The following is a 21,031-nucleotide window of genomic DNA, read 5'->3' as shown; positions in this document are numbered from 1 at the left end:
CTTCGCCATGCAAAAGATGTGTCCCGGGGAACCGAGGAGCGGCATACACTCTTTAGGTTCGACACGCAGGAGACCTCCATGATCGAGAAGTTGTCGAGCGGCGCGCCAGGGCTCAACAAGATCATCCAAGGAGGCATAACCGCAGGCAGCCTCACGTTGATCCAAGGGTCACCTGGCACCGGGAAGACAACGCTGGCGCTTCAGTTCTTGCGGGATGGATCCGAAAAGGGGCAGACTGGCCTCTATGTCAGCCTTAGCCAGACGGAGGCTGAGTTGCGGAAGATAGCTGCCTCTCATGGATGGTCGCTTGATGGCATTCATATCGTCGATATCTCGCGTGACCACGACCTCCCAAGCAAGGCTCAGTCGATCTTTCATACCTCGGATCTGCATTTGGATCGGACGCGAGAGCGTATCGATGGACTGATTGCTGCCGTTAAGCCAGCACGACTGGTGTATGACTCGCTGTTGGAGGTGCGTCTCCTGACGGCGGACCAGCAGGGTTATCAACGCGAACTAATAGGCCTTCGTCAGCATCTTCAGGATCAGGGGATAACAGCACTTCTTCTCGATGCAGCACCCGCAGGCGACCCTCATTACGACACAGAGGCGCGGGGCATCGTTGACGCGATCATCACCCTAGAAAAAACCCTTCCCGAATTCGGTCGAGCTCGGAGACGAATCGAAGTCGCAAAGATGCGTGGCGTTGCCATTCGCGACGGTTGGCACGACATGGATATCCGCACGGGCAGCGGCGTTACCGTATTTCCACGCACTGTCCCTTCCGAAGACGTTGACCTGAAGCAGAACTTTGAACGAGGTGGTCTGGTTCAGTCGGGCCTAGAGAGACTTGATGGCATTCTTGGTGGCGGAATGGAGCCTGGGACGACAACGATGGTCGTCGGACAAACTGGCGTCGGAAAATCTACAATTGCCTCTCTTTACGCTCAGTCTGCCTTGCGGCGAGGTGAGAAAGTTGCCTTGTTCCTGTTTGAGGAGCGAGTTGAGACTTTCTTCCGTCGCAGTGAAGGACTGGGCATGAATCTGCGCCAAGATTATGCCGATGGGCGCTTGAAGCTCTATGACTTTAATCCTGACGAACTTTCTGCAGGCGAGTTTGGACAGATGGTCCAAAAAGAGGCCGAAAGCGACGAGCTGCGCGTAGTCGTCATCGACAGCTTTACTGGCTACGTCAGCGCGTTGTCAAATCAAAAACAAGCTTTATTCGATATTCAATCCCTCCTGAAATATTTAGCTCGACGTAACATTCTCACTATTCTTATCGTAGCGGAACAAGGTCTGCTTGGAGAGAACCGGGCACTGCCGCTCGACCTAAGCTTCTTGGGTGACACGGTATTGTTGCTGATGATCGATGATTACCATGGGCGGATACGCCGACGGATTGTAGCAGTGAAGAAGCGGCACGGACCCCATGATCTGAACGTTAGAGAGCTCATCATTCAGCCAGGCGTCGTCGATGTAGGTGAAGAGGTCACCGACGCCTCAACCGGTTCGAGAAGGTGACGCTCATGGATGACGGAACATCACTGACCGCGGACTCATCGTCGGGACCGGCGTTGCGCTGCGTCTTTATCGGTGACCGTCAAGCTGACCGTGAAGTATGGGGCAGCCTCCACGAGGCCCTCGGCCTTGAAGTCGAAGCTGTCAGCCCGAACGAATGGCAATCCATACCGTTGATAGACATGGGCTGTCTGATCTTGATGCAAGAAAGCTTAGAAAGTCCTCTTTTGGATTCACTTTCGCAAGCCATGGTCGGTCAAGAGGCTTGGTCCGAACTGCCAGTCATAATTCTAGTGGAGCAGGCAGCGGACCTCAACCGGCTACAGAGCAGAACAGCGGCACGGCTGCTGCAGGCAAGAGTTACAGCGATGCGGCGCCCCGTTGTTCTTACGGAACTCAAAGGTGTTGTCCACGCCGTTATGGCAAGTCGGCAACGACAGCTTCGGATCCGAGATCAACTTGAACGCGAGGACGTCCTTCGTCGGGAATTGAACCACCGCGTGAAGAACATCATCAGCACGGTCCAGTCCATCTGTGGAATGACACTCAAGCGACAAGTCGGAGGACCGCACGTTGACGATTTTATCGCTCGTCTTTCCGCGCTTGCGCGGGTCCACGACCAACTTCACAAGAGCGCTGACGAAATCATACAGTTCGAAACACTGTGCAATGAGCTTCTTGCGCCCTACAGCTCGGAAGTTCGACGCCAATTTCAGCTATCCGGCGACATCGAAGCCGCTCTCAGGCCCGAGGCAGCTCGCACTCTTGCTCTTGTCTTGCACGAGCTTGTAACGAACGCACTTAAATATGGGGCTCTTTCTACCCCCAACGGCGAGGTCAAAGTTTCTTTAGTCGCGAAACACGACGAAAAGATGTTCACATGGAGCGAGACTGGAGGGCCGACGGTAGCCGAGCCAAAGCGCGCGGGATATGGTTCGAAATTCATCCGCTCCGCGCTGGCAAGCATTTTCGAAGGGCGGGCCGACTTAGCTTTCCATTCAACGGGCATTTCACTGACGGCCCACGGACCAGGACGCTACCTGCTCTACTAACCAACTTCAGCTGGAACCGAAGCCGCCGCAGCGAGTTACACAATCTTCGGCACTCAATGGCGACCCAAAATGCGCATTCTGATCTGTGAAGACAACCCTGTGATCGCTATGGATCTTGAAATGACATTTGAAGAACTTGGCCATGAAGTCGTCGGGACCGCTGCGTCGAGGGCCGAAGCAAATACAGGTATAACAGTGCATCGTCCAGACTTGGTGACTATTGATCTCGACCTCAGCGATGGTCCATCTGGCATTCATTTGTTGGCGGATGTTGAGGCAGCAGGCCTTCGCGCGCTGATAGTATCGGGGCAAACCTCGGCCTACCCAGATCTATCTCAGCGGGCAGTTGTTGTTCCGAAACCATTCGTTGAGGCTGATCTTGTTAATGCATTTGCGTTGCTTGCCGCAGAGGCCTGAGACGCATCCAACAATCATCTAAGCCACACACACACTAAAAACCTTCACTCTGGTATCGGCGACGGTTCGTCCTTTCGACAGGGTGATGAACTGCAGGCGGTGCTGTGGAGGTGCAAGGCGTTAGTGCTGTAATTTTTCTAAGCTCGATCTATGAGTGGGTCACATGTCGGCGGGCGTGAAAACAAACTACCATTCGCTATAAGCATGCGCAGCCTATTTTTTCGCAATTTCGTCGCTGGCTTTGCTATCATAGGCCTGATCTAATAGCGTAATCTCGGGTGGTCGCCACCCCGTAGTCAGCGGTGCCCACCGGCTCGGACTATGTCCATCTGGTGCGCGGCAAATGCACGTCCGTCACCAGCCAAACGCTTCAATTGACCGGCACGTTGTCGAGCATCGACTGACGAGCTGACGGCTTCGCGGCCCCCTCAACCGCCCGCAAATCATGCAGCTGGAAGGCGTGCACGATCGCGTGAAGGCGGAATGTTGCATTGACATCTAACCGTTTCGCGAAGACAGTGAGGTGTCCGTTAGCGTCCGATCCGGGCAGTCATGCCAGGGGACCTGCGTCCCCCAGCCGAATGCAAGGATCCCGTAATGCGCCGCCGCGACATGCAGACGAATGCCGAATTGGCGCACTGCGACACAGCTCCCATTCACATCCCGGGTTCGATCCAACCTCATGGCTTACTCCTGGTTGCCGACCCCGCGACACTGCGCGTTGAAGGCGGTGCAGGTCGGATCGAGGATCGTCTAACCGACAACTGGCTGGGAGCCGACCTGTCTATACTTCTTTCGCTGCCTATTCCGGCGCTCGTCACAGAGCCAACCGGCACCGAGAATCCGCTCGTCGTTATTGGCGCAGTCGAAGGTCGGCACGAGATGTTTCTCGCTACTGCCCACCTGTCGCGGACAGAGGATGTGGGACACAGTAGCGGTGCGCCAAAGCTCATTGTCGAACTGGAGCCGCAGCGCGTAGAGGTCCTTCCCGCGCACACGGTGCTCGCAGCGCTCGAGCGGACCGAGGCTACCTTTGCCCGCCATACTCGGCTCGAGACGTTGGCGGACGCAGCCGCGCAAGAATTTCGTAACATCACCGGGTATGGACGGGTGATGATCTACCAGTTCCTTGAGGACGGCACGGGGAAGGTGATTGCCGAGGCAAAGGAAGACGCTCTTCGCTCATTTCTCAACCACCATTTCCCGGCAAGCGATATTCCCCGTCAGGCGCGTGAGCTTTATGTTCGCAACCGGGTCCGGGTGATTCCTGATGCTTCTTACTATCCCGAGCAGCTGCGCGGCAACAATCCTGCGCTTTCCAAGCTCGATCTGTCAGACTGCACGTTGCGCAGCGTGGCACCCGTCCACCTAACCTATTTGGCAAACATGGGAGTGCGAGCTTCTGCATCTGTTTCGATCGTGCGCGATGGTCAACTGTGGGGAATGGTCGCCTGTCATCATACCGAACCCAAGCCAATCCCACTGGGAGCCCGACTTGCCGCGCGGACACTTGCTGGCAGCTTCGCGCGACAGGTTGCAGCTATGGAAGAGGCCCGCACTTACCGCGAACGTATAAACCAGCGTAATGCGCAAGACAGTATCCTGCGCGACCTGACGGGTGCCCAGGATCTGCAGACATTGCTCGCGCGATCAGGCTCTGTGCTGCGCAAGGTCATCGCTGCCGATGGGCTGATCGTGCTTCGGGGCGATGCTAACGTCTTCTCAGACGGTGTTACGCCATCCCGTGACCATATCAGGAAAATAATCGACTGGGCCGGAGGCTTTCAGTCTCTGGCCGCAGTTCATACCGACCGGCTATCAGAGCAACTGCCTGCTGCGGCTGATTGTAGGGAGATAGCCAGCGGCCTTCTTTATACTCGCGTCAACCTCGAACAACCGATGCACTTTTTGTGGCTTCGAGCAGAGCGCCTGCAATCGATCGAGTGGGCAGGCAATCCGCACAAGGACGCCGGTGGCGACCCGCAGGCGGCTCTTACGCCGCGAGCCTCATTCGAAGCATGGGCAGAGACTGTGCGCGGCAGGTCAGAAGACTGGTCGCGGGGCCAAGTGGAAGCAGCTACCAGGATCTCAAAGGCTGTAGCCGAGGCACATCAGCATCTGCGGACCAGAGCCCTGAATGCCGAACTTACGAAAGCGCTTCACGATAATCAGCTTCTGCTTCAGCAGAAAGACGAGGTTCTCGACGAAGCCAACCATCGAATTCAGAACTCGCTGGCGTTGGTGGGTTCGTTTCTCCGTATGCAACTGCGAGCCAGCGATGGCCGCTCTGCCCAAGAAGTGATTTCGGAGGCGCAAAGACGCATCAGCGCGATTGGGCTCGTGCACCGCCGGCTCCATCAGCCAGATAGCGCGCAGCGAGTTGATCTAGCTCGTTACCTACAAGAACTGATGGACGATATGCTGAACAGCGTCGACCCGATTTGGCAGGATCAGGTTGTCCTCGATCTTTCTCCTATCGATGTAGCATCGGAGATTGCGGTTGGGGTCGGTCTTATCGTCAACGAGTTAATTACCAACGCTGAAAAATACGCATACGATGGCAGACCGGGGCCGATCGAGGTATCGCTGCATCCAAACGGTGATGGGTTCGATCTCACAGTGGCTGACCGCGGGATAGGCAAGAGTGACTGTGTGCGAGGAGGTGGCTTCGGCACGACACTGATGCAAGCAATGATTCAGCGGATTGATGCAACGCTGAGCGAAACGGACAATAAGCCCGGTTTGAGGGTAAAGATATCCGTTTAACCGGCGAGCGCATGAGCAAGCGTCATCACAAAGCTTAGAGGCTGTCGCCCGCATCGGAACGCGGCGGCACAGCATCTCGTTGTATCCTCGCATTTCAAAGACCAAGCGAAGGAAACCCCATGGCTGCGAACCGCGAACTGCTCGGCGATGCCGATGCCCCGAAGAAAAAACCGGTCGATATGGCGGCAGGACAGATGATCGATGGCGACGACAGCCGGATCGGTGCAAGCCCTGAAACCCCGCTCATGCGCGAGCCTGTCGAGGACATGGAACGCATCGCCCGTGCGGATGCGGCCATGAAGCCGGTCCGCGTGGCCGCAGACAGCGTCGACCTGACGCCCCCGGTCAGGTCCGGCGTTCCGGCCGACATCGAGGCACTCCCCTACGACGGCCGCCGCACCGATCCGGTGGGGGATTCCGCGGACAGGGCGCCCGTGCACAAGGACATCCCCCTCGGCCCGCCGGCGTCCGGCCAAGGACGCGACGAGGATGTGCCGCGCTGACGGCGACGGCGCCAATGCGCACGGCCGCGAAGCGCAAACCGTTCCCGCACGTCCTCGGACCCGCATTCGAGACGCTGCCGCGTGAGGTGCGTGAAAAGCATCTCACACGCGACCGCAGTGAATGGGTCGGTCGCGGGTCGGTCGAACGCGGTCGCGGTCCTTGGTCCTGGCTGATTGCGAGCGTCTTCGGATTTCCTCGGCAAGCGCCGGATGTTGAGGTCAGGGTCTTCAAGACGGCGATGCCAGGAGGCGAAATCTGGGACCGTCGGTTCGGGGAAAAGACCTTTCGGTCCCACCTTTCCGCGACCCCAACCGGAATGACCGAGCGCTTCGGGCCGTTCACGTTCCACCTTGGCCTGCATGTGACCACCGATGGCGCGCTGCACTATCCGGTCGTCTCCGGACGGCTCGGGCCGCTGCCTCTTCCCGAGTGGTCACTCCCGCGGTCTGACGCCAGCGAACGCGTCCGCGACGGACGTTTCCGCTTCGACGTGACGCTTAAGGCTCCGCTGACCGGGGGCCTCATCGTGCGTTACGAGGGATGGCTGGAGCCTGCCGGTCGCGACGTTCCCTGCCCGCCTGCCGACTGAGGCCGCTTCGCCGCGCGCCGGCAGCGCTCTGAACAGTAGATGACATTCTCCTAGTCGCGCGCCCATTTCCTGCGCCAGAGAAATGGCCTGCCGCAGACGGGGCAGAGCTTGCCCGGCAGATCATCTTTGCGCCTCATCCGCGGGTCTCCGTAAGCGGATCCTGCGGCCCACTGGCTTCTCAGCTTGACGGGCTGAAGCTCCACGGCAAGAGCTCGTCGAGACGGCTTTGCGGGTGGCCGTTTGCGAGGGCCTCGAGCGTCGCCTTGAGATAGGCGAAGGGCTCGATGCCGTTGACCTTGCAGGTCTCAATGAGCGACGCGATGCGGCCCCAGGCGACGCCGCCCTCGTCGTGGCCAGCAAAGAGCGCGTTCTTGCGGTTGAGAGCCAAGGGTCGGATCATGTTCTCCACCCGGTTGCTGTCGATCTCGACCCGGCCATCGGTCAGGAAGGTTTGCAGCCCCTCCCAATGATTGTGGATGTAGGCGAGTTTCTCGCCCAGCCGCGACTTGGCGGAGATCCTGCGGCGCTGCGCCTGCAGCCACTCGCCGAAGGCGGCCACAAACGGCGCGCTGCGAGCCTGACGGGCCGAGAGGCGCTGGCCTGCGGAGGTGTTGCGGATGTCAGCCTCGACGGCATAGAGCTCGGCGATCTGGCGCAGCCCCTCGGCGGCGATGTCTGAGCCATCGCGGTCGAAGACCTCCTTCAGCTTGCGCCTCGCGTGCGCCCAGCAATGCGCGACGCGCAGCGGTGCGCCACCCCGGCGCGAGGGCTTGGTAAGCCGGTTGTAGCCGGTATAGCCATCGATTTGCAGGATGCCGTCGAAGCCCGTCAGGAAGGCTTCGGCATTCTCGCCGGCGCGGCCGGGGGCGTAGAAGTAGACCACGCCCGGTGGGGCCTCGCCGCCCCAGGCCCGGTCGTCGCGGGCCAGCGCCCAGAGGTAGCCGGTCTTGGTCGTTCCGTGCCCCGGGTCCAGCACCGGGGCGGTGGTCTCGTCCATGAACAGCTTGCCGGATCGCCGCAGATGCTCGGCCAGCCGGTCGACGATCGGCTTGAGGTGGAAGGCGGCCTTGCCGACCCAATCGGCCAGAACGGCACGGTGCAGATCGAGGCCCGACCGCGCCAGGATCTGGCTCTGGCGATACAACGGAAGGTGGTCGGCATATTTGCTGACCAACACATGCGCCAGCGTCGCCTCGGTCGGCAGGCCACCGGGGATCAGATGCGCGGCGGCCGGCGCCTGGGTCACCCCGTCGGTGCAGCCCCGGCAGGCATACTTCGGGCGGATGGTGACGATGACGCGCAGCTGCGCGGGAACGATATCGAGGCGCTCGGTCCGGTCCTCGCCGATCCTGTGCAGCGGCCCGCAGCCGCAGGGGCAGATCAGGCTCTCGGGCTCGATCACCACCTCGATGCGCGGCAGCGCGGCCGGCAGGTTGCCGATCGTGCGCCGGGGCGCGGATCGGGTCGCTGTGTCGTCAGTCCTGGTCCCGCGCGCGGCCTTCTCCGCCTCGACCTCGGCGAGGGCGACGGACAGCTCCTCGAATGCCAGTTGCCGCTCGTCGTCGGAGAGCTTCTCCGACCGTTTGCCATGCAGGGCATGGTTCAGCTCGGCGATCAGATGCTCCTGCCGGCGCGTGATCTCCCGAAGCGCGGTGACCTCCTCGATCAACGCGAGCGCCGCCGCGCGTTGCGCGACAGGCAGGGCGGAGAGATCCAGATCGGGGGCGGCGGGCATGGGTCAGGCCTACCACGATCGACCCGCAAAAACACGCAAATCCAGAGTGTTGCCCTATTCCGTCGCGGCGGGCGGCCGTGCCTCCAGCGCCTTGACCCTGCGCCAGTCGAGCCCAGCAAACAGCGCCTCGAATTGCGCGTGGTTCAGCGCCATCAGGCCATCCTTGACGGCAGGCCAGGTGAAGCTGGCACTCTCCAGCCGCTTGTAGGCCATCACCAGACCGGTGCCATCCCAATACAAAATCTTCAACCGGTCCGCTCGGCGCGACCGAAAGACGAATACCGTGCCGGTGAACGGATCCTTGCGCAGCACCGACGCCACCAGCGCAGCCAGCCCGTCATGGCCCTTGCGGAAGTCGATTGCCTTGGTCGCGACCAGGATCCGGACCCGGTTCGACGGGAAGATCATGCGCCGGCCGTCAGCGCGCGCGCCACGGACGCAATCCGATCTGCCGAGGCACCGGCCTCCAAGCGGATGACCACGGCACCCATGGCGATCTCCGCCCTGTCGGCCGACAGAGGCACTGCGGCAGGCGGCTCCGCACCCGGGCCGAGCACGCGCTTGAGGTTCACCGATGTCGTCTCGTGGCACATGTTCGACGATTGCGGCAGGTTCTGGTGCCCGAAGGCGCGCGCGAAAAGCGCATAGAGATACGAAGCCTCGAGCCCCGCATGACCAGAGGCGTAGAAGACCGAGGTTTTGGGGTCATTGGCCCGCAAATGCGCGCCGATCTCGGCGAAGGCATCCGCCCAGGCGACGGGACGATAGCGGTCCGAGGCGGGATCGTAGCGCATCGGCTCGGTCAGGCGCCCGGCCTTTTCGAGGTCATGGTCGTGCCAGCCGCGCAGCTCGGCCAGCGGATGGGCATCGAAGAACTCTGCGCCGACGCGCTCGCGCGTCAACTCCCACAGGACGGATTTCGCGCCGTTCTCGCAGAACTCGAAGGTCTTGGACTTCGCAGGCTTGGCCTAAGCGCAGGAGGGGCACATCACGCCTTTCGGCTTGTTCAGCGCGCCGAGGATGCCGATGGCCTCGTGGCCGGCCTCCGCCTCGCGGAACACCCGCGACACGCCGCGCAGCGATCCCCAGCCGCCGGTGGGATGATCATAGTGCGGGGTCCCCGCATCATGGCCTGTCGGCGTGTGGGCGCGCTTTTCACTGTCGGTCATCTGCTCGCCTCGCATGGGGCGGCCTCTGGCTTCATGCCTGCCGCGGTTGGTCCGCGGTGGCGTCGGACCCTGACGGACGGATAGAGGAAGACAGGACCCGGGGTTGGTCGAGACGCATCCTCGCCGCCCTGACCCTGTTCATCCACCATTCCGGCGCCGCCTGATCTGGCGTCGCATGCGCACGTTCCGAGATGTCCATGATCCCCTCAGATCGCCAGTGGCCCGGTCGACAGGGCCCTACCATGGATGCTGCCGAGCGAACCCGCCGGGACGCGGTTGGTTCCTGACCACCTGTCCGAGGCATGTTCGGATCAGGACCGCGCCGCGACCTCTCGGGCCTGTTCGTCCTCCAGGGCGAGCATGTCGCGCCCGCTCGTCAGGAGGGCCGAACCCGATGCGTCCCGGTAACGGATTGCGAAGGTTCCGCCCTGAACGTCGCCGTCGACCTCGACCTGCTCGGGTCGGGCATGGCCAACATAGCGGAATTGCTTTCCGTAAAAGCCTGTCCAGAAGAACGGCGCCGCCCGGAATGGGGTCGCAGTCCCGGCAAGGAAGTCTTGCGCGAGATGTTCGCCCATGCGCTGCGCATGAACCCAGTGCTCGATCCGTTGCCGCTGCCCGGACAGGGGAACGGGCACGGCGGCGATGTCGCCGATTGCCCAGATCGCCGGATCCGAGCTGCGCAGCGTCGCGTCGACCGCGACGCCCCCCTCGGCCAGATCCAGCCCGGCCGCCTCTGCCAGTCCGACCCGCGGCGCGACACCGGTGCCCAGCACCAGAAGATCCGTGGGGATCCGCGCACCCGCGTCGGTGACGACCGTGCCGTCCTCGAAGGAGGCGACCGTCTCGCCCATCCGGAAGCGAACGCCCTTGTCGATGTGCAGGTTCATGATGTGGCGCCCCGCCTCATCGCCGAGGATCCGGGCCAATGGCAGCGTGCCCTGTGCGACCACTGTCACCTCGATGCCGCGGGAACGCAGCGCCGCGGCCACCTCGAGCCCGATGAAACTTGCCCCAAGAACGACCGCCGTGCGCGCGGTCGTCGCAGCGGCGATGAAGGCATCCGCATCGGCGAGGCTGCGCAGGAGGTGCCCCTGTTCCGCGCCCGGGAAGTCGGGTCTTTTCGGCGAGGCGCCGGTGGCCAGCACCAGCCGGTCGTAACCTATGCGCTCCCCCTGCGCGGTCTCGAGTTCACGGCTTTGAACATCGACTCCCGTAATCTCGGTGCCGGTCCGGATTTTCACCTGGTCCAGCCCTTCCGCGGGCAGGAAACATTCGTCGCGGCTCTTACCGCCTTGAAGATATTGCTTCGAGCAGAAGGTCCGGTCATAGGGCGCGTCCGGTTCTGCACCGATGAGCGTCACGTCGGCGCCGCGGCCAGCGCGGCCGAGCGCAGCGGCGAGTGAATGACCGCCGGCTCCGGTGCCCACGATGACGATCCGTTCTGCGTTGGCTTTGGACTTTGGCGACGGCGCGGCCTTCTTGCCAAGCACGCGGATCAGCCCATCGGTCTCCTCGACCCGGAAACACGACAGCGACTGGATTGCAGGTCCACCTTCGGCAGTCCCGTCCGCCAGCGAAAAGCGCGCATGGTGCCACGGGCACCTGACCTGCCCTTCCACGACGAGCCCCTTGTCGAGGGAGGCTCCGAGATGGGTGCACTTCGCGGAGAGTGCCGAAAGCTCTCGCCCGTGACGGATCAGGATCACCTCCTGCCCCTCATAGAACCCAATGATCGGGCTTGCCTCACGCAGATCTTTGGCCTTCACACCTTTTGCCAGATCGGGCTTGTCATCGGACATGGCTGGACTCCTTCGATGGGGATCGATCGCGCCTTTCTCAACAAAGGCTCCGCGCTGCGCTTCCGTAGAAAGCGCAGAGCGTGCTGGCGCAGTTCCGTCGAGTTCGCGTGATCAGGGCGACAGCCGTCGAGAACCCGCTCCCGATTTGCGTCGCGGGATGCTAGATCCCCGCCATGACCGATGAATTCGTGGTTCTCCTCGCCCCCTTGGGTTTCGGCTACGGCCTCGGCAGCATGCCGATTCTTCTTCGGGCCGTGGGCGACAGGCACATCGCTTGGTGCCTTGGCCTCGCCGCTGCGACGGCCCTGATGGGCTATGCAATGGCCAATGGAGGAGCCATCCGGCTGGATCGTTGGGCGCCGACGCTGAGTCTGCTGGCAGGTGGCGGAATGGCCTTTCTGCATTTGCGACGCTGGTTCCTCCAGCGCGGCCGCATCGCGCGTGCCCGGCGCGAAGGCTCGCTGATGCAGATCCGCCTGCGTGGCCGACAGGACGATTTTTGAACCTACCGCGTGCCCGGATCGCACAATGCCATGAACCAAGGCATCAGGCCGAAAGGTCCTGCTGCATTAGCCGGGCTGGTCGAGCAGCGCCCAGAATGGCGCGAATTCCGCAACTTCACCCCTGTGCGGCCTTGATTCTAGCGGGATTCTGGGACGAAATCAGAGCGTGCCAGCAACGTTCGGTTTCTGGCCGCCGGACGGCCCGTCCCCCAGGTCGGGCCGTCCGTGCACAGTGCAAGTGGCAGTTGGTTGAGCCGGCAAGGCGCCCAAAGGCCTTGCCGGGGTGCCGCTTTCGCACGAAGCGAGCGGTAGTCTGCGATCCCATGATTTGGATATATCGGCGCGGTGATCGGAAGGCTCAGTTCGGCACAGATCTTTCCCCCCTCTCAAGGCGCAGCCTCCGATCAGCAAGTCAGGGTTTTGGTTGGACTCTGTGCCGACCCCAGTGTTTGGTGACTGCGACCATCCCAGCTGCAGAAACTGCCCGCTGGAGGGTTCGGAGGACCACCGCCATGACCCGCGCCGAATGCGCACCTGAGTTTCTTCGGGTCGAGAGTAGCCCGGTCGGGGCCGAGATTGCGGCAATCGACTGGGCGTCGACGCCGATCGGGCCGATCCGGGAATGGCCGGTTTCCCTACGCAGCACGCTTGCCATGATGCTCGCCTGCCCACTGCCGATGTTTCTCGCGTGGGGACCGGACCTCAGGTCGTTCTACAACGACGCCTACCGGCCGATCCTCGGTTATCGGGCTCAAGGCGCGATCGGTCGACCGTTTCGGAAGCTATGGGCGAGTATCTGGGATGACATCGGACCGCTGGTCGATGCAACGCTCGCAGGCGAGAGCCGAAAGCTGACGGACATGCGCCTCGACATCAGCCGGGAGCAAGTGCCGGAAGAAAGCTACTGGACCTTCAGTTATTCGCCTGCGTTTGACGACGAGGGCCGGATCGCAGGACTATTCTGCGTGACGGGTGAGACGACAGACCGGGTGCTCGCCGAGCGCCGCCGTGACGAGGCCGACGAACGGTTGCGCTTGGCCATGTCCGCCGGCAAGGGCATCGGCACCTGGGACTGGGATGTTCCGGCAGACAGGGTGACAGCGGACGCGCGCTTTGCCCATCTCTACGGAGTCGATCCCGCAGTGGCGGAAGCCGGAGCGCCGATCGCCTCGTTTTTCAAAGGCATCCATCCGGACGATCGCGACCGAGTGCAGTCGGAGGTTACGAACGCCGTCGTCGAAGTCGGCGCATTCACATCAGAATACCGTCTCCTGCGCGCTGACGGGTCGGTGCGTTGGGTATCGGCCCAAGGACACTGTGTGCCGGGGGCTGACGGAAGTTGTGCGCGGCTCCCCGGTGTGTCCTTCGACGTCACAGCGCAGAAGCGGCTTGAGGGCGAACTCCGCGCCGCCAAGGAAGAGCGCGAGTTCGTCATCAATGTCATTGGCCACCAGCGGTCACTGCGCGACCCTGAAGCCATCCTGCGCTACTCGTCAGAGGTTCTGGGGCGGCGTCTGAAGGTCGACCGCGTCGGCTTCTACCGAATTCTCGGCAACGATCGGGTTCTCCACTCTGGAGGCTGGGCAGACAGCACTCTGTCGCCGCTGATCGGTGAGCAACCGGCCAGCGGGTTCGGACCTTACGCCGAGAGCGAACGACGGGCCGGGCGCACCTTGGTATTCAGCGATGCGCGCGTGGATGCCGATGGCAAACTCACCCCATACAGCGAAGCAGACGTGATGGCCGGGATCTGCGTTCCGCTGATGAGTGACGGGCGATGGGCGGCTGGGATTTATCTGCATCAAGCATCCGCGCGCCACTGGTCTCCTCCAGAAGTTGCGTTGGCATCGGAACTCGTTCTTCTGACTTGGCTCGCGATCGAGCGAGCCGAGGCGGAGCTGCGTCGGACCCAGCGCATTGATCGGCAGAACCTCACACTGACGCAGCGCACGCTGGAGCTTCAAGAAGAAAGCCGACGCCGGGCAGAGGCGGAGGATGCACTTCGTCAGTTGCAGAAAATGGAGGCCGTCGGACAGCTGACCGGGGGCATCGCTCATGACTTCAACAATATGCTGGCGGTGATCATGGGAGGCCTGAACCTCACTCAGCGCCGCCTCGCCCGCGGCGATACCGAAGTTGGAGACTTCATCGATGGAGCGATGGACGGTGCCAAGCGCGCCATGCTCCTGACGCAACGCCTTCTGGCGTTCGCCCGAAGGCAGCCGCTGGCTTCCGAGGTTCTTGACGTCAATCGTCTCGTGAAGGACTTGAGCGACATGCTCATTCGGTCGCTCGGCGACGAGGTGTCGCTGGAGACGGTAGCCGGCCCCGATCTCTGGACGACCAAAGTCGACCCTAACCAGCTCGAGCATGCGATCGTGAACTTGGCCGTGAACGCGCGTGACGCGATGGTGGATGGCGGCAAGGTGACGATCGAAACCGCCAACGTCCATGTCGATGCGTCCTATGCGCGCGATGCGGACATCCAGGCTGGGCAATATGTTCTGGTCAGCGTGTCCGACACTGGGACCGGCATGTCGCCTGAAGTGGTTCGCCGAGCCTTCGAACCATTCTTTACCACCAAGGGAGTAGGCAAGGGCACCGGCTTAGGCCTGAGCCAGGTGTTCGGCTTCGCCCGTCAATCCGGCGGCCATGTGAAGATCTACTCCGAGCCCGGTCATGGCACCACGATCAAGCTCTACCTGCCGCGAACCTTGGATGAGGGTGTGATGCCGACCCGAAGGCACGCCGAAGCACCGCCGCTGCGCGCCCGCGACCAAGAAACAGTGCTGGTGGTGGAGGATGAAGAACGCGTCCGCCACTTCACGATCGAGGCGATGCGGGAGTTGGGCTACATAACGCTCGAAGCCGCCAGCGGACCGGAGGCCCTGGCGATCATCGAGCGCGAACCTCAGATAACCCTGCTCTTCACCGATGTCATCATGCCCGAGATGACCGGTCGCCAGCTGGCTGACCGAGCGCTCCAATTGCGGCCTGATCTACGGGTCATTTTCACCTCCGGGTATACCCGCAATGCCATGGGGAACGATGGCGTGATCGACGCTGGGACCAACTTCCTTTCGAAACCCTTTGCATTGGAACAACTTGCGACGAAGCTGCGCGAAGTGCTGGACCCTGTGTAGCAGTGCGCGCCCGCGTGAGAACGAGGCGTCGATAGACGAGCCGTGCCCTTCGCGTAGAACGCGACCAGCCTGGTCCCTAGCGGTTTGCTATGCAGCCGTGCGGCGGTTGCTTGTTGGTCGCGGGGTTCAGACATGACTCGGTGCAGGTCAATGGACACCGCGGTAAAACAATTCGCGGGCTGGTCTGCCCCGGCGTGGCTTATCCCATCGCCGCCTAAGAGAAGGCCCAAACAAGCCTTCCCGTTTCGCGCGACCGCCATGGCGCGGACTTTGTCCGGAGATTTCTAGTCGGCACTGCCTATTCAAACATCTGGAGACTATCGTGAAACTCTACGTTGCGATTACCACCCTGGCGACCCTCGTCTCGACCGCAGCCCTTGCCCACGGCGGCGGCCTGAACTCCCAAGGGTGTCATAATCAGACCAGCAACGGCACGTATCATTGCCATTGAGTGACCGGCAGCGCCCCACTGGGCGCTGCTTTCTTTCGTGACATCAGGATATAGTGCGACAATCTGGATGACACGCGTGCGTCAATCTGGATGAGGTAAGATGCACACAAGCTCCCCACCTCTAGTTCAATGCAGCACCGGGTGATCAAGAGCACGCTCCGCGGCATTCAGCATGCGGACCGCAGTTCTCAGGCTCGGCGCGAGCTGTCGCGATCGGCTACACCGGAATGCCTCCGCAATCGCTTGGATCATGTCCCTCGGCAGCCCCCGTCTCTTACCATCACGACAAACGAAATCGGCGAGCTCCACCCCCGTCAGCGGTCTGAGCTCGAATATCTGACAACGGCTCTTCAGAGGCTCCGGTATCATAGCTAAGTAGTTGGACGTCAGAACCCAGGAAATCCACGACATATCCAGCGGCACCCGAAAATACGGATCATCCCATCCGCGCGCGGTGGCTGGCTCGAGCAAAGGGAGGAGTGAGTCGGTCAAACTATGGGCCGTTCCCTTCTCGGAATGAGCGGTGGAGACCTTATCAATTTCGTCGATGACAACGAGGGGGTTTCCAACTTTCCTCTGCAGGATTACATTTACCGGACGACCGGTTCTGGAACTACCCCATCCGGCTTGCAGCCCAACTACTCCAAATCCGGCGCTCTCAGTTGTTGCGTCGAGCGCTACACTAGGCAACCCGAGTTGTTCCGAGATCAACCGCGCCCAGCTACTTTTCCCGATTCCAGCCGGACCGTTCAGTAGAAGGGGCGGCAGACAGAAACCCTTCTCGCCTGTCCGAACCGAACGGCGCATGCAGTGCCAAGCCCATTCGGTCACCGGCCCAAACCAAGGAAATTCCGCATGAACCGCAGCTGCAATTTCATCCGCTCGGTGCTCTGAAGGTATACGAATAAGGTCGACACCATTCTTAACTGGCTCCAGACGCCTTACGTCCTTTTCTGGAACGTCAGAAAGTGGGGTGCCGGTAGTATTACGTTCCGCCAAGATAGCTGCTCTTCGTCGGATCCGCTGCTTGATGTCCTCGGGGATCTCAAGCTCCTTGGACCTCCTTTCCCAGTCCTCAAAGTCAATCCGGCCATCCTCTGCAAGATTTGCCTTATACTCATAGCCAATCGTCGCCGCATGGTATTTCACCCAGAATCGCTCAAGTCGTTCAACGATCTTTAGCTTTGTAAGCTGGGGATCAGGAAAGCGCGCGAGCACAAAAGGAACGCGGGTCAAACCAATTTCCAACGTGCTAGGTGATTATCATCCATAAGATCATCGGCCATATTAACCTCTAACCTTGCCATCTGCGTAGAGCGGCAATCTTTCTTGCGCAGGATTGCCCCACGGAATCCGGCTGTCATCACGTGGAATTCCGCAGATTTCTCTCAGGTAGTTATCAATGTGGCGGGGAAGATAGGGGTGCATACCCGGAAACTTGTCCTCGAGCCGCCGCGCCCATCGCTCAGCCTGTGTCAGCAGCGACGAGTTCGCCTCCTCCGCCGGACGAACTCGCACGACCGGGAATCTATGACGATGCGGAAACCTATCCCAGGGGACAAGTGACCTAGCCCCGCGTTGGCGCGCCCCAGAGGTCAAAGAAATTCTGAGAAGTTCGGCTTCAACCGTATTCAGGTCAGGGCCGCTTAAGTCGAAATAAGCTCGCCGTGTGCGCGGATCGACAAGAAGACGCAGAAGTTCAATGTCGTGATTTTCGCAGACGTAGCGAAGCGTGCCTTCCGTGGCGTAGCAACCTTCCCCGCGATCGCAAGCGAGGTATCCGAGCGTTTTTCGCACAAGGTGCTCCAGCCAAAGGTTGCCCGCGAAGTCTTGCATGACTGTCTCGACGTAGAGCTGGAGCGATAGACGAGGCTTCAGAGCAGACGCAGAGAACCTCACTTCGCCCAACTGCAGATGAATTGTCTCGACGTCAGCCAATTCATACTCAAGCAGGAGATCGGCATCAGGAATCGACGAGATTTCGTTGATGTAGATCTCTGCGGCCGCACGTAGCAGCCGGAATCCAGTCCCCGTTGGCATGCCTTGATCGAGCTCGTGAGCGTAGGCCTCATTGAGATCCAGATCACGTCCACGCCCGGCGTTAGCGTTGTTCTTCGCAGCGCTGGCAGAACACTCTCTGCTCATTCCGATTCTCTTTTCTCGATGAATCTCATGATAGCCGCATGGCGCTTGCGGACCATTTCTTTAGCAATATCAACGTCCAACTCAACATAGCATTTCAATTTTCGAACAAGTTCCGCCGAGATTGGTGCTTCTCGATGATATGTCGCCAGGTCGCGTAGCAGTTTGATCTCCTCTCTCCCAGAAGCCGCATGGCCTGCTATCGGGTCGAACCGGGAAAGACGCCTAGAGATGAAGGGTCTGCTTCGGCCGGTGCTATCAGACGTCAAGCCAACCAACCGCACTAGGCTGGACCCGATCAAATGCACAGGTAGCCACGCGTCGAGGAAGATCTCTGGGCGGATTGGGGCCATTTTCGCCACTTCACTCACACTCCAGCGCCAACTGTCGTTTCATCACCAAAGCCAAGCCATCTATTTTTCGCAGATCGGTTGCGGCAACCATGTCTATGAGATCCCTACGGAACAGAGCCTGCACCCAATTTGGGTGCAGATCGCAGATCAGATATCGGCTGTCAAGCAGCCGAGTATTCCATTTGTCGCAGACACTACGAAGTCCAGGTTACGTGGCGCTGCTCGAGGCGCTGATCCAAGCTCGCAAGGCTCATGGATGGACTCAGCGTGATCTAGCAGCGCGGCTCCAGTGTGTCCGTTCGTGGGTATCAAAGGTTGAATGCGGCGAACGCCGGCTAGACCCAATCGAACTCGTTGTTGTGGCGCGGGCCCTTGGCCTCGACCCCGCAGCGCTCATTGACGTGGCCGCGCGAGCGACCCCGATTGGACACACGGTTACTTGACTTGGCAGAACAATGAGGCGTCGCCTCCTGCCGAAAGCCATTACCTGACTCAAGCATGATGCCTCATAGGGCACCTCTGGCAAACGAAGACTAAGCGTGTAAGCCGCTGCGCTTGACCAAGACCTAGTTGCTCAGCTTAATGTTCGAAACCATAGCGCAAAAGCCTTCGAATTCTTCGAGCAAAGTGTTCGATCTGGCTCCCCAAACCTCCACCAATCACCTGATTTTCCAGAAGATCAAGACGATGACGCACCCCGCCGCACGGTCGGGGTCTTTTCGTTTGCACGGCTGCCCGCCGCCCCGCCCATCCGCGCCCGCGGCGCCGCGTCAGACGTCTTCGGCGCGTCGGGTCGGACCGATCCCGAAGGTCTGGCGGTACAGCCCCGGCGCCATCCCGGTCAGCTTCTGGAAGCTCTTTCGGAACGCCGCGACATCGCCATAGCCCACGTCCCACGCGATCCGGTCGACCGGGCTGTGGCTGCTTTCCAGCGCCTCGCGGGCGCGGGCGATGCGCACCTGCTGCAGGTAGTCGTTCGGCCGGTGCCCCGTCGCCGCGGTGAAGCGGCGCAGGAAGGTGCGCTCGGTCAGCCCCGCGACCGCCTGCAGCTCGCCCACCGACAGCGGCTCGGCCGAGCGGGCGTGCAGGTGGTGCTGCGCGCGCCGGACCGGCTCGTCGCCGTGATCGAAGCGCGGCACGAAGGGCGCGAAGGGGCGCTGGCTTGACCGCGGTGGCTCGATCAGCAGGAATCGCGCGGTCGCCAGCATCGTCGAGGGGCCCAGCAGCCGCTCGACCAGCGTCAGCCCCAGATCGGTCCAGGCGAGGATGCCCCCCGCGGTGACGATGTCGCCATCGTCCAGCACCATGTGCTCTTCGGCCAGCCGGATGCCGGGATGGCGGCGGGCCAGCGCCTCCGCGAAGGCCCAGTGCGTGGTCGCGCGCCGGCCCTCCATCAGCCCGGTCTCGGCCAGCACGAAGGCTCCCGCGCAGACCGAACAGAGCGTCGCCCCCTCGGCATGGCGGTCGCGCAGCCATTGCGCGGTGCCGGGCTGCGCCGCCATCCGCCCGGGCATCACCAGGCTGGGCGGCAGGATGACGTGACTCAGACGATGGGCACCGGCGCCGGTGTGGCTGTCCCACTCGGGCTGCAGACCGTCCCCCGCGACCCGCCAGTGCGAGACGCGGATCTCCCGCGCGGGCCGACCGGACCATTCGCCCGCGATCCGGAACAGGTCGGTCAGCCCATGGACCGCCGACAGCTGGCAATCGGGATAGATCACCAGCCCGATCTCGGCCACCGGGGCGGTCCCGGCCGCGCCGAAGGGCGCACTTGGTGCTTCGGTGCGGTTCATTGTCGGTTCTGCCTCGATCCTTGTCAGTTCCGCCACGCCTCTCAGGGACGCCGGATCGCTAGCTTTGTCCATACCGAAACCGAGAGGCCACGCGATGCACCCCGACCTGACCCGGCGCGCGATGCTGACGACAGCGGCCGCCGCCGCCGTGATCGGCCCCCTGCCCCGCCCCGCCCTCGCCACGTCAACCGAACCGCAAGGAGACATCATCATGTCCACGATCACCACCGACGACGGCGTCGAGATCTTCTACAAGGACTGGGGCCCGCGCGACGCACAGCCCGTGGTCTTCCACCACGGCTGGCCGCTGTCCTCGGACGACTGGGACGGGCAGATGCTGGCCTTCCTGTCGCAGGGCTACCGGGTCATCGCCCATGACCGGCGCGGCCACGGCCGGTCGGCCCAGGTGTACGAGGGCCACGACATGGACCATTACGCCGCCGATGTCGCGACGCTGGCCCGGGCGCTGGATCTGCGCGACGCGATTCACATCGGCCATTCCACCGGCGGCGGCGAGGTCGCGCGCTATGTCGCCCGCTTCGGCGAGCCCGAGGGGCGCGTCGCCAAGGCGGTGCTGGTCGCAGCGGTGCCGCCGCTGATGGTGAAGACCGCCTCCAACCCCGAGGGCCTGCCGATCGAGGTCTTCGACGGCTTCCGCGCAGCGCTGGCCGCGAACCGGGCGCAATTCTTCCGCGACGTGCCGGCAGGCCCGTTCTACGGCTTCAACCGCCCCGGCGCGACGGTGCAGGAGGGCGTGATCCAGAACTGGTGGCGGCAGGGGATGATGGGCTCTGCCAAGGCCCATCACGACGGCATCAAGGCCTTCTCCGAAACCGACCAGACCGAGGATCTGAAGGCGATCAGCGTGCCCACGCTGGTGCTGCATGGCGAGGACGATCAGATCGTGCCCATCGCCGATGCGGCGCTGAAGGCGATCGGGCTGCTGCGGAACGGCAAGCTGAAGACCTACCCGGGCTATGGCCACGGCATGCTGACGATCAATGCCGATGTGCTGAACGCCGACCTGCTGGCCTTTGCGAAGAGCTGAGCGCCACCCCGCCGCGCCGTCCCCTCCCCCCGGGGGCGGCGCG

General features: G+C 61.8%; 20 protein-coding genes. 11 read left to right on the top strand and 9 right to left on the bottom strand.

What is annotated here, in order from left to right; translation table 11 throughout:
* Positions 1-78: 78 nt before the first annotated feature.
* The 6 genes from V8J36_RS20830 to V8J36_RS20805 all read left to right on the top strand — a co-directional run bounded on the left by V8J36_RS20830 (position 79) and on the right by V8J36_RS20805 (position 6,849).
* Positions 79-1,524 (top strand): ATPase domain-containing protein, encoded by a 1,446-nt coding sequence (locus V8J36_RS20830; protein WP_336469251.1) that lies wholly within the window; start codon positions 79-81, stop codon positions 1,522-1,524.
* Between the two features lie 5 nt (positions 1,525-1,529).
* Positions 1,530-2,573 carry a sensor histidine kinase gene (locus tag V8J36_RS20825; protein WP_336469250.1) on the top strand — a complete coding sequence of 348 codons (1,044 nt, stop codon included), beginning with the start codon at positions 1,530-1,532 and terminating at the stop codon, positions 2,571-2,573.
* Positions 2,574-2,642: 69 nt separating this feature from the next.
* Complete coding sequence (locus V8J36_RS20820; protein ID WP_336469249.1) at positions 2,643-2,990, top strand: response regulator; 348 nt, start codon at positions 2,643-2,645, stop codon at positions 2,988-2,990.
* Between the two features lie 597 nt (positions 2,991-3,587).
* On the top strand, positions 3,588-5,756 hold the full coding sequence (locus tag V8J36_RS20815; protein WP_336469248.1) for a histidine kinase dimerization/phosphoacceptor domain -containing protein: 2,169 nt from the start codon (positions 3,588-3,590) through the stop codon (positions 5,754-5,756).
* A gap of 119 nt (positions 5,757-5,875) precedes the next feature.
* Positions 5,876-6,259, top strand: a complete 384-nt coding sequence (locus V8J36_RS20810; RefSeq protein WP_336469247.1) for a hypothetical protein — start codon at positions 5,876-5,878, stop codon at positions 6,257-6,259.
* Between the two features lie 14 nt (positions 6,260-6,273).
* On the top strand, positions 6,274-6,849 hold the full coding sequence (locus V8J36_RS20805) for a DUF4166 domain-containing protein (RefSeq protein ID WP_336469246.1): 576 nt from the start codon (positions 6,274-6,276) through the stop codon (positions 6,847-6,849).
* Between the two features lie 50 nt (positions 6,850-6,899).
* Here the strand turns inward: V8J36_RS20805 and V8J36_RS20800 are convergent, their stop codons facing one another.
* From V8J36_RS20800 to V8J36_RS20775, 6 genes are all read right to left on the bottom strand, one after another.
* Entirely contained in the window at positions 6,900-6,986 is an 87-nt protein-coding gene (locus tag V8J36_RS20800) for a DUF2256 domain-containing protein (protein ID WP_442902518.1), read from the bottom strand.
* Positions 6,987-7,027: 41 nt separating this feature from the next.
* Complete coding sequence (gene tnpC / locus V8J36_RS20795; RefSeq protein ID WP_336469245.1) at positions 7,028-8,584, bottom strand: IS66 family transposase; 1,557 nt, start codon at positions 8,582-8,584, stop codon at positions 7,028-7,030.
* A gap of 54 nt (positions 8,585-8,638) precedes the next feature.
* The gene (tnpB, locus tag V8J36_RS20790) at positions 8,639-8,992 is read right to left on the bottom strand and encodes an IS66 family insertion sequence element accessory protein TnpB (protein WP_336469244.1); all 354 of its coding nucleotides are present in this window, start codon (positions 8,990-8,992) and stop codon (positions 8,639-8,641) included.
* Positions 8,989-9,486: a hypothetical protein gene (locus V8J36_RS20785; RefSeq protein WP_336469243.1), complete on the bottom strand. Its 498-nt coding sequence runs from the start codon at positions 9,484-9,486 to the stop codon at positions 8,989-8,991. Before V8J36_RS20785 ends, tnpB begins: the two co-directional genes overlap by 4 nt.
* A 66-nt stretch (positions 9,487-9,552) precedes the next feature.
* Positions 9,553-9,753 carry a hypothetical protein gene (locus V8J36_RS20780; RefSeq protein WP_336469242.1) on the bottom strand — a complete coding sequence of 67 codons (201 nt, stop codon included), beginning with the start codon at positions 9,751-9,753 and terminating at the stop codon, positions 9,553-9,555.
* 311 nt (positions 9,754-10,064) lie between these two features.
* Positions 10,065-11,555, bottom strand: coding sequence for an FAD-dependent oxidoreductase (locus tag V8J36_RS20775; RefSeq protein ID WP_336469241.1), 1,491 nt, complete (start codon positions 11,553-11,555; stop codon positions 10,065-10,067).
* 173 nt (positions 11,556-11,728) lie between these two features.
* On the opposite strand from V8J36_RS20775, the gene V8J36_RS20770 reads away from it, so the two are divergent.
* The 3 genes from V8J36_RS20770 (at position 11,729) to V8J36_RS20760 (ending at position 15,652) form a co-directional block, all read left to right on the top strand.
* A complete protein-coding gene (locus V8J36_RS20770; RefSeq protein ID WP_336469240.1) occupies positions 11,729-12,058 on the top strand; it encodes a hypothetical protein in 330 nt (109 codons plus the stop codon).
* A gap of 512 nt (positions 12,059-12,570) precedes the next feature.
* The gene (locus tag V8J36_RS20765; protein WP_336469239.1) at positions 12,571-15,201 is read left to right on the top strand and encodes an ATP-binding protein; all 2,631 of its coding nucleotides are present in this window, start codon (positions 12,571-12,573) and stop codon (positions 15,199-15,201) included.
* A gap of 322 nt (positions 15,202-15,523) precedes the next feature.
* Positions 15,524-15,652, top strand: coding sequence for a YHYH domain-containing protein (locus V8J36_RS20760; RefSeq protein ID WP_336469238.1), 129 nt, complete (start codon positions 15,524-15,526; stop codon positions 15,650-15,652).
* Positions 15,653-15,778: 126 nt separating this feature from the next.
* Here the strand turns inward: V8J36_RS20760 and V8J36_RS20755 are convergent, their stop codons facing one another.
* Entirely contained in the window at positions 15,779-16,888 is a 1,110-nt protein-coding gene (locus tag V8J36_RS20755; RefSeq protein ID WP_336469237.1) for an AAA family ATPase, read from the bottom strand.
* Positions 16,889-16,939: 51 nt separating this feature from the next.
* Positions 16,940-17,797 carry a hypothetical protein gene (locus tag V8J36_RS20750; RefSeq protein ID WP_336469236.1) on the bottom strand — a complete coding sequence of 286 codons (858 nt, stop codon included), beginning with the start codon at positions 17,795-17,797 and terminating at the stop codon, positions 16,940-16,942.
* Positions 17,798-18,236: 439 nt separating this feature from the next.
* On the opposite strand from V8J36_RS20750, the gene V8J36_RS20745 reads away from it, so the two are divergent.
* A complete protein-coding gene (locus V8J36_RS20745; protein WP_336469235.1) occupies positions 18,237-18,590 on the top strand; it encodes a helix-turn-helix domain-containing protein in 354 nt (117 codons plus the stop codon).
* A 327-nt stretch (positions 18,591-18,917) separates the two neighbouring features.
* On the opposite strand, the gene V8J36_RS20740 is transcribed toward V8J36_RS20745, so the two are convergent.
* Positions 18,918-19,940, bottom strand: coding sequence for a GlxA family transcriptional regulator (locus V8J36_RS20740; protein ID WP_336469234.1), 1,023 nt, complete (start codon positions 19,938-19,940; stop codon positions 18,918-18,920).
* 211 nt (positions 19,941-20,151) lie between these two features.
* On the opposite strand from V8J36_RS20740, the gene V8J36_RS20735 reads away from it, so the two are divergent.
* Positions 20,152-20,988, top strand: a complete 837-nt coding sequence (locus V8J36_RS20735) for an alpha/beta fold hydrolase (RefSeq protein ID WP_336469233.1) — start codon at positions 20,152-20,154, stop codon at positions 20,986-20,988.
* Positions 20,989-21,031: the final 43 nt, after the last annotated feature.

The sequence above is a fragment of the Frigidibacter sp. MR17.14 genome (assembly GCF_037095735.1).
Classification (GTDB): Bacteria; Pseudomonadota; Alphaproteobacteria; order Rhodobacterales; family Rhodobacteraceae; genus Frigidibacter.
Note: the sequence above shows the minus strand (reverse complement) of the source record. Positions and strands in the feature narration are given on the sequence as shown.

Coding starts and splice junctions, on each gene's coding strand:
- V8J36_RS20765 (WP_336469239.1), top strand. CDS start 12,571: ATGACCCGCGCCGAATGCGCACCTGAGTTTCTTCGGGTCGAGAGTAGC.
- V8J36_RS20735 (WP_336469233.1), top strand. CDS start 20,152: ATGTCCACGATCACCACCGACGACGGCGTCGAGATCTTCTACAAGGAC.
- V8J36_RS20805 (WP_336469246.1), top strand. CDS start 6,274: ATGCGCACGGCCGCGAAGCGCAAACCGTTCCCGCACGTCCTCGGACCC.
- tnpC (WP_336469245.1), bottom strand. CDS start 8,584: ATGCCCGCCGCCCCCGATCTGGATCTCTCCGCCCTGCCTGTCGCGCAA.
- V8J36_RS20780 (WP_336469242.1), bottom strand. CDS start 9,753: ATGACCGACAGTGAAAAGCGCGCCCACACGCCGACAGGCCATGATGCG.
- V8J36_RS20825 (WP_336469250.1), top strand. CDS start 1,530: ATGGATGACGGAACATCACTGACCGCGGACTCATCGTCGGGACCGGCG.
- V8J36_RS20800 (WP_442902518.1), bottom strand. CDS start 6,986: ATGAGGCGCAAAGATGATCTGCCGGGCAAGCTCTGCCCCGTCTGCGGC.
- tnpB (WP_336469244.1), bottom strand. CDS start 8,992: ATGATCTTCCCGTCGAACCGGGTCCGGATCCTGGTCGCGACCAAGGCA.
- V8J36_RS20775 (WP_336469241.1), bottom strand. CDS start 11,555: ATGTCCGATGACAAGCCCGATCTGGCAAAAGGTGTGAAGGCCAAAGAT.
- V8J36_RS20750 (WP_336469236.1), bottom strand. CDS start 17,797: ATGAGCAGAGAGTGTTCTGCCAGCGCTGCGAAGAACAACGCTAACGCC.
- V8J36_RS20740 (WP_336469234.1), bottom strand. CDS start 19,940: ATGAACCGCACCGAAGCACCAAGTGCGCCCTTCGGCGCGGCCGGGACC.
- V8J36_RS20830 (WP_336469251.1), top strand. CDS start 79: ATGATCGAGAAGTTGTCGAGCGGCGCGCCAGGGCTCAACAAGATCATC.
- V8J36_RS20770 (WP_336469240.1), top strand. CDS start 11,729: ATGACCGATGAATTCGTGGTTCTCCTCGCCCCCTTGGGTTTCGGCTAC.
- V8J36_RS20820 (WP_336469249.1), top strand. CDS start 2,643: ATGCGCATTCTGATCTGTGAAGACAACCCTGTGATCGCTATGGATCTT.
- V8J36_RS20815 (WP_336469248.1), top strand. CDS start 3,588: ATGCGCCGCCGCGACATGCAGACGAATGCCGAATTGGCGCACTGCGAC.
- V8J36_RS20810 (WP_336469247.1), top strand. CDS start 5,876: ATGGCTGCGAACCGCGAACTGCTCGGCGATGCCGATGCCCCGAAGAAA.
- V8J36_RS20745 (WP_336469235.1), top strand. CDS start 18,237: ATGTCTATGAGATCCCTACGGAACAGAGCCTGCACCCAATTTGGGTGC.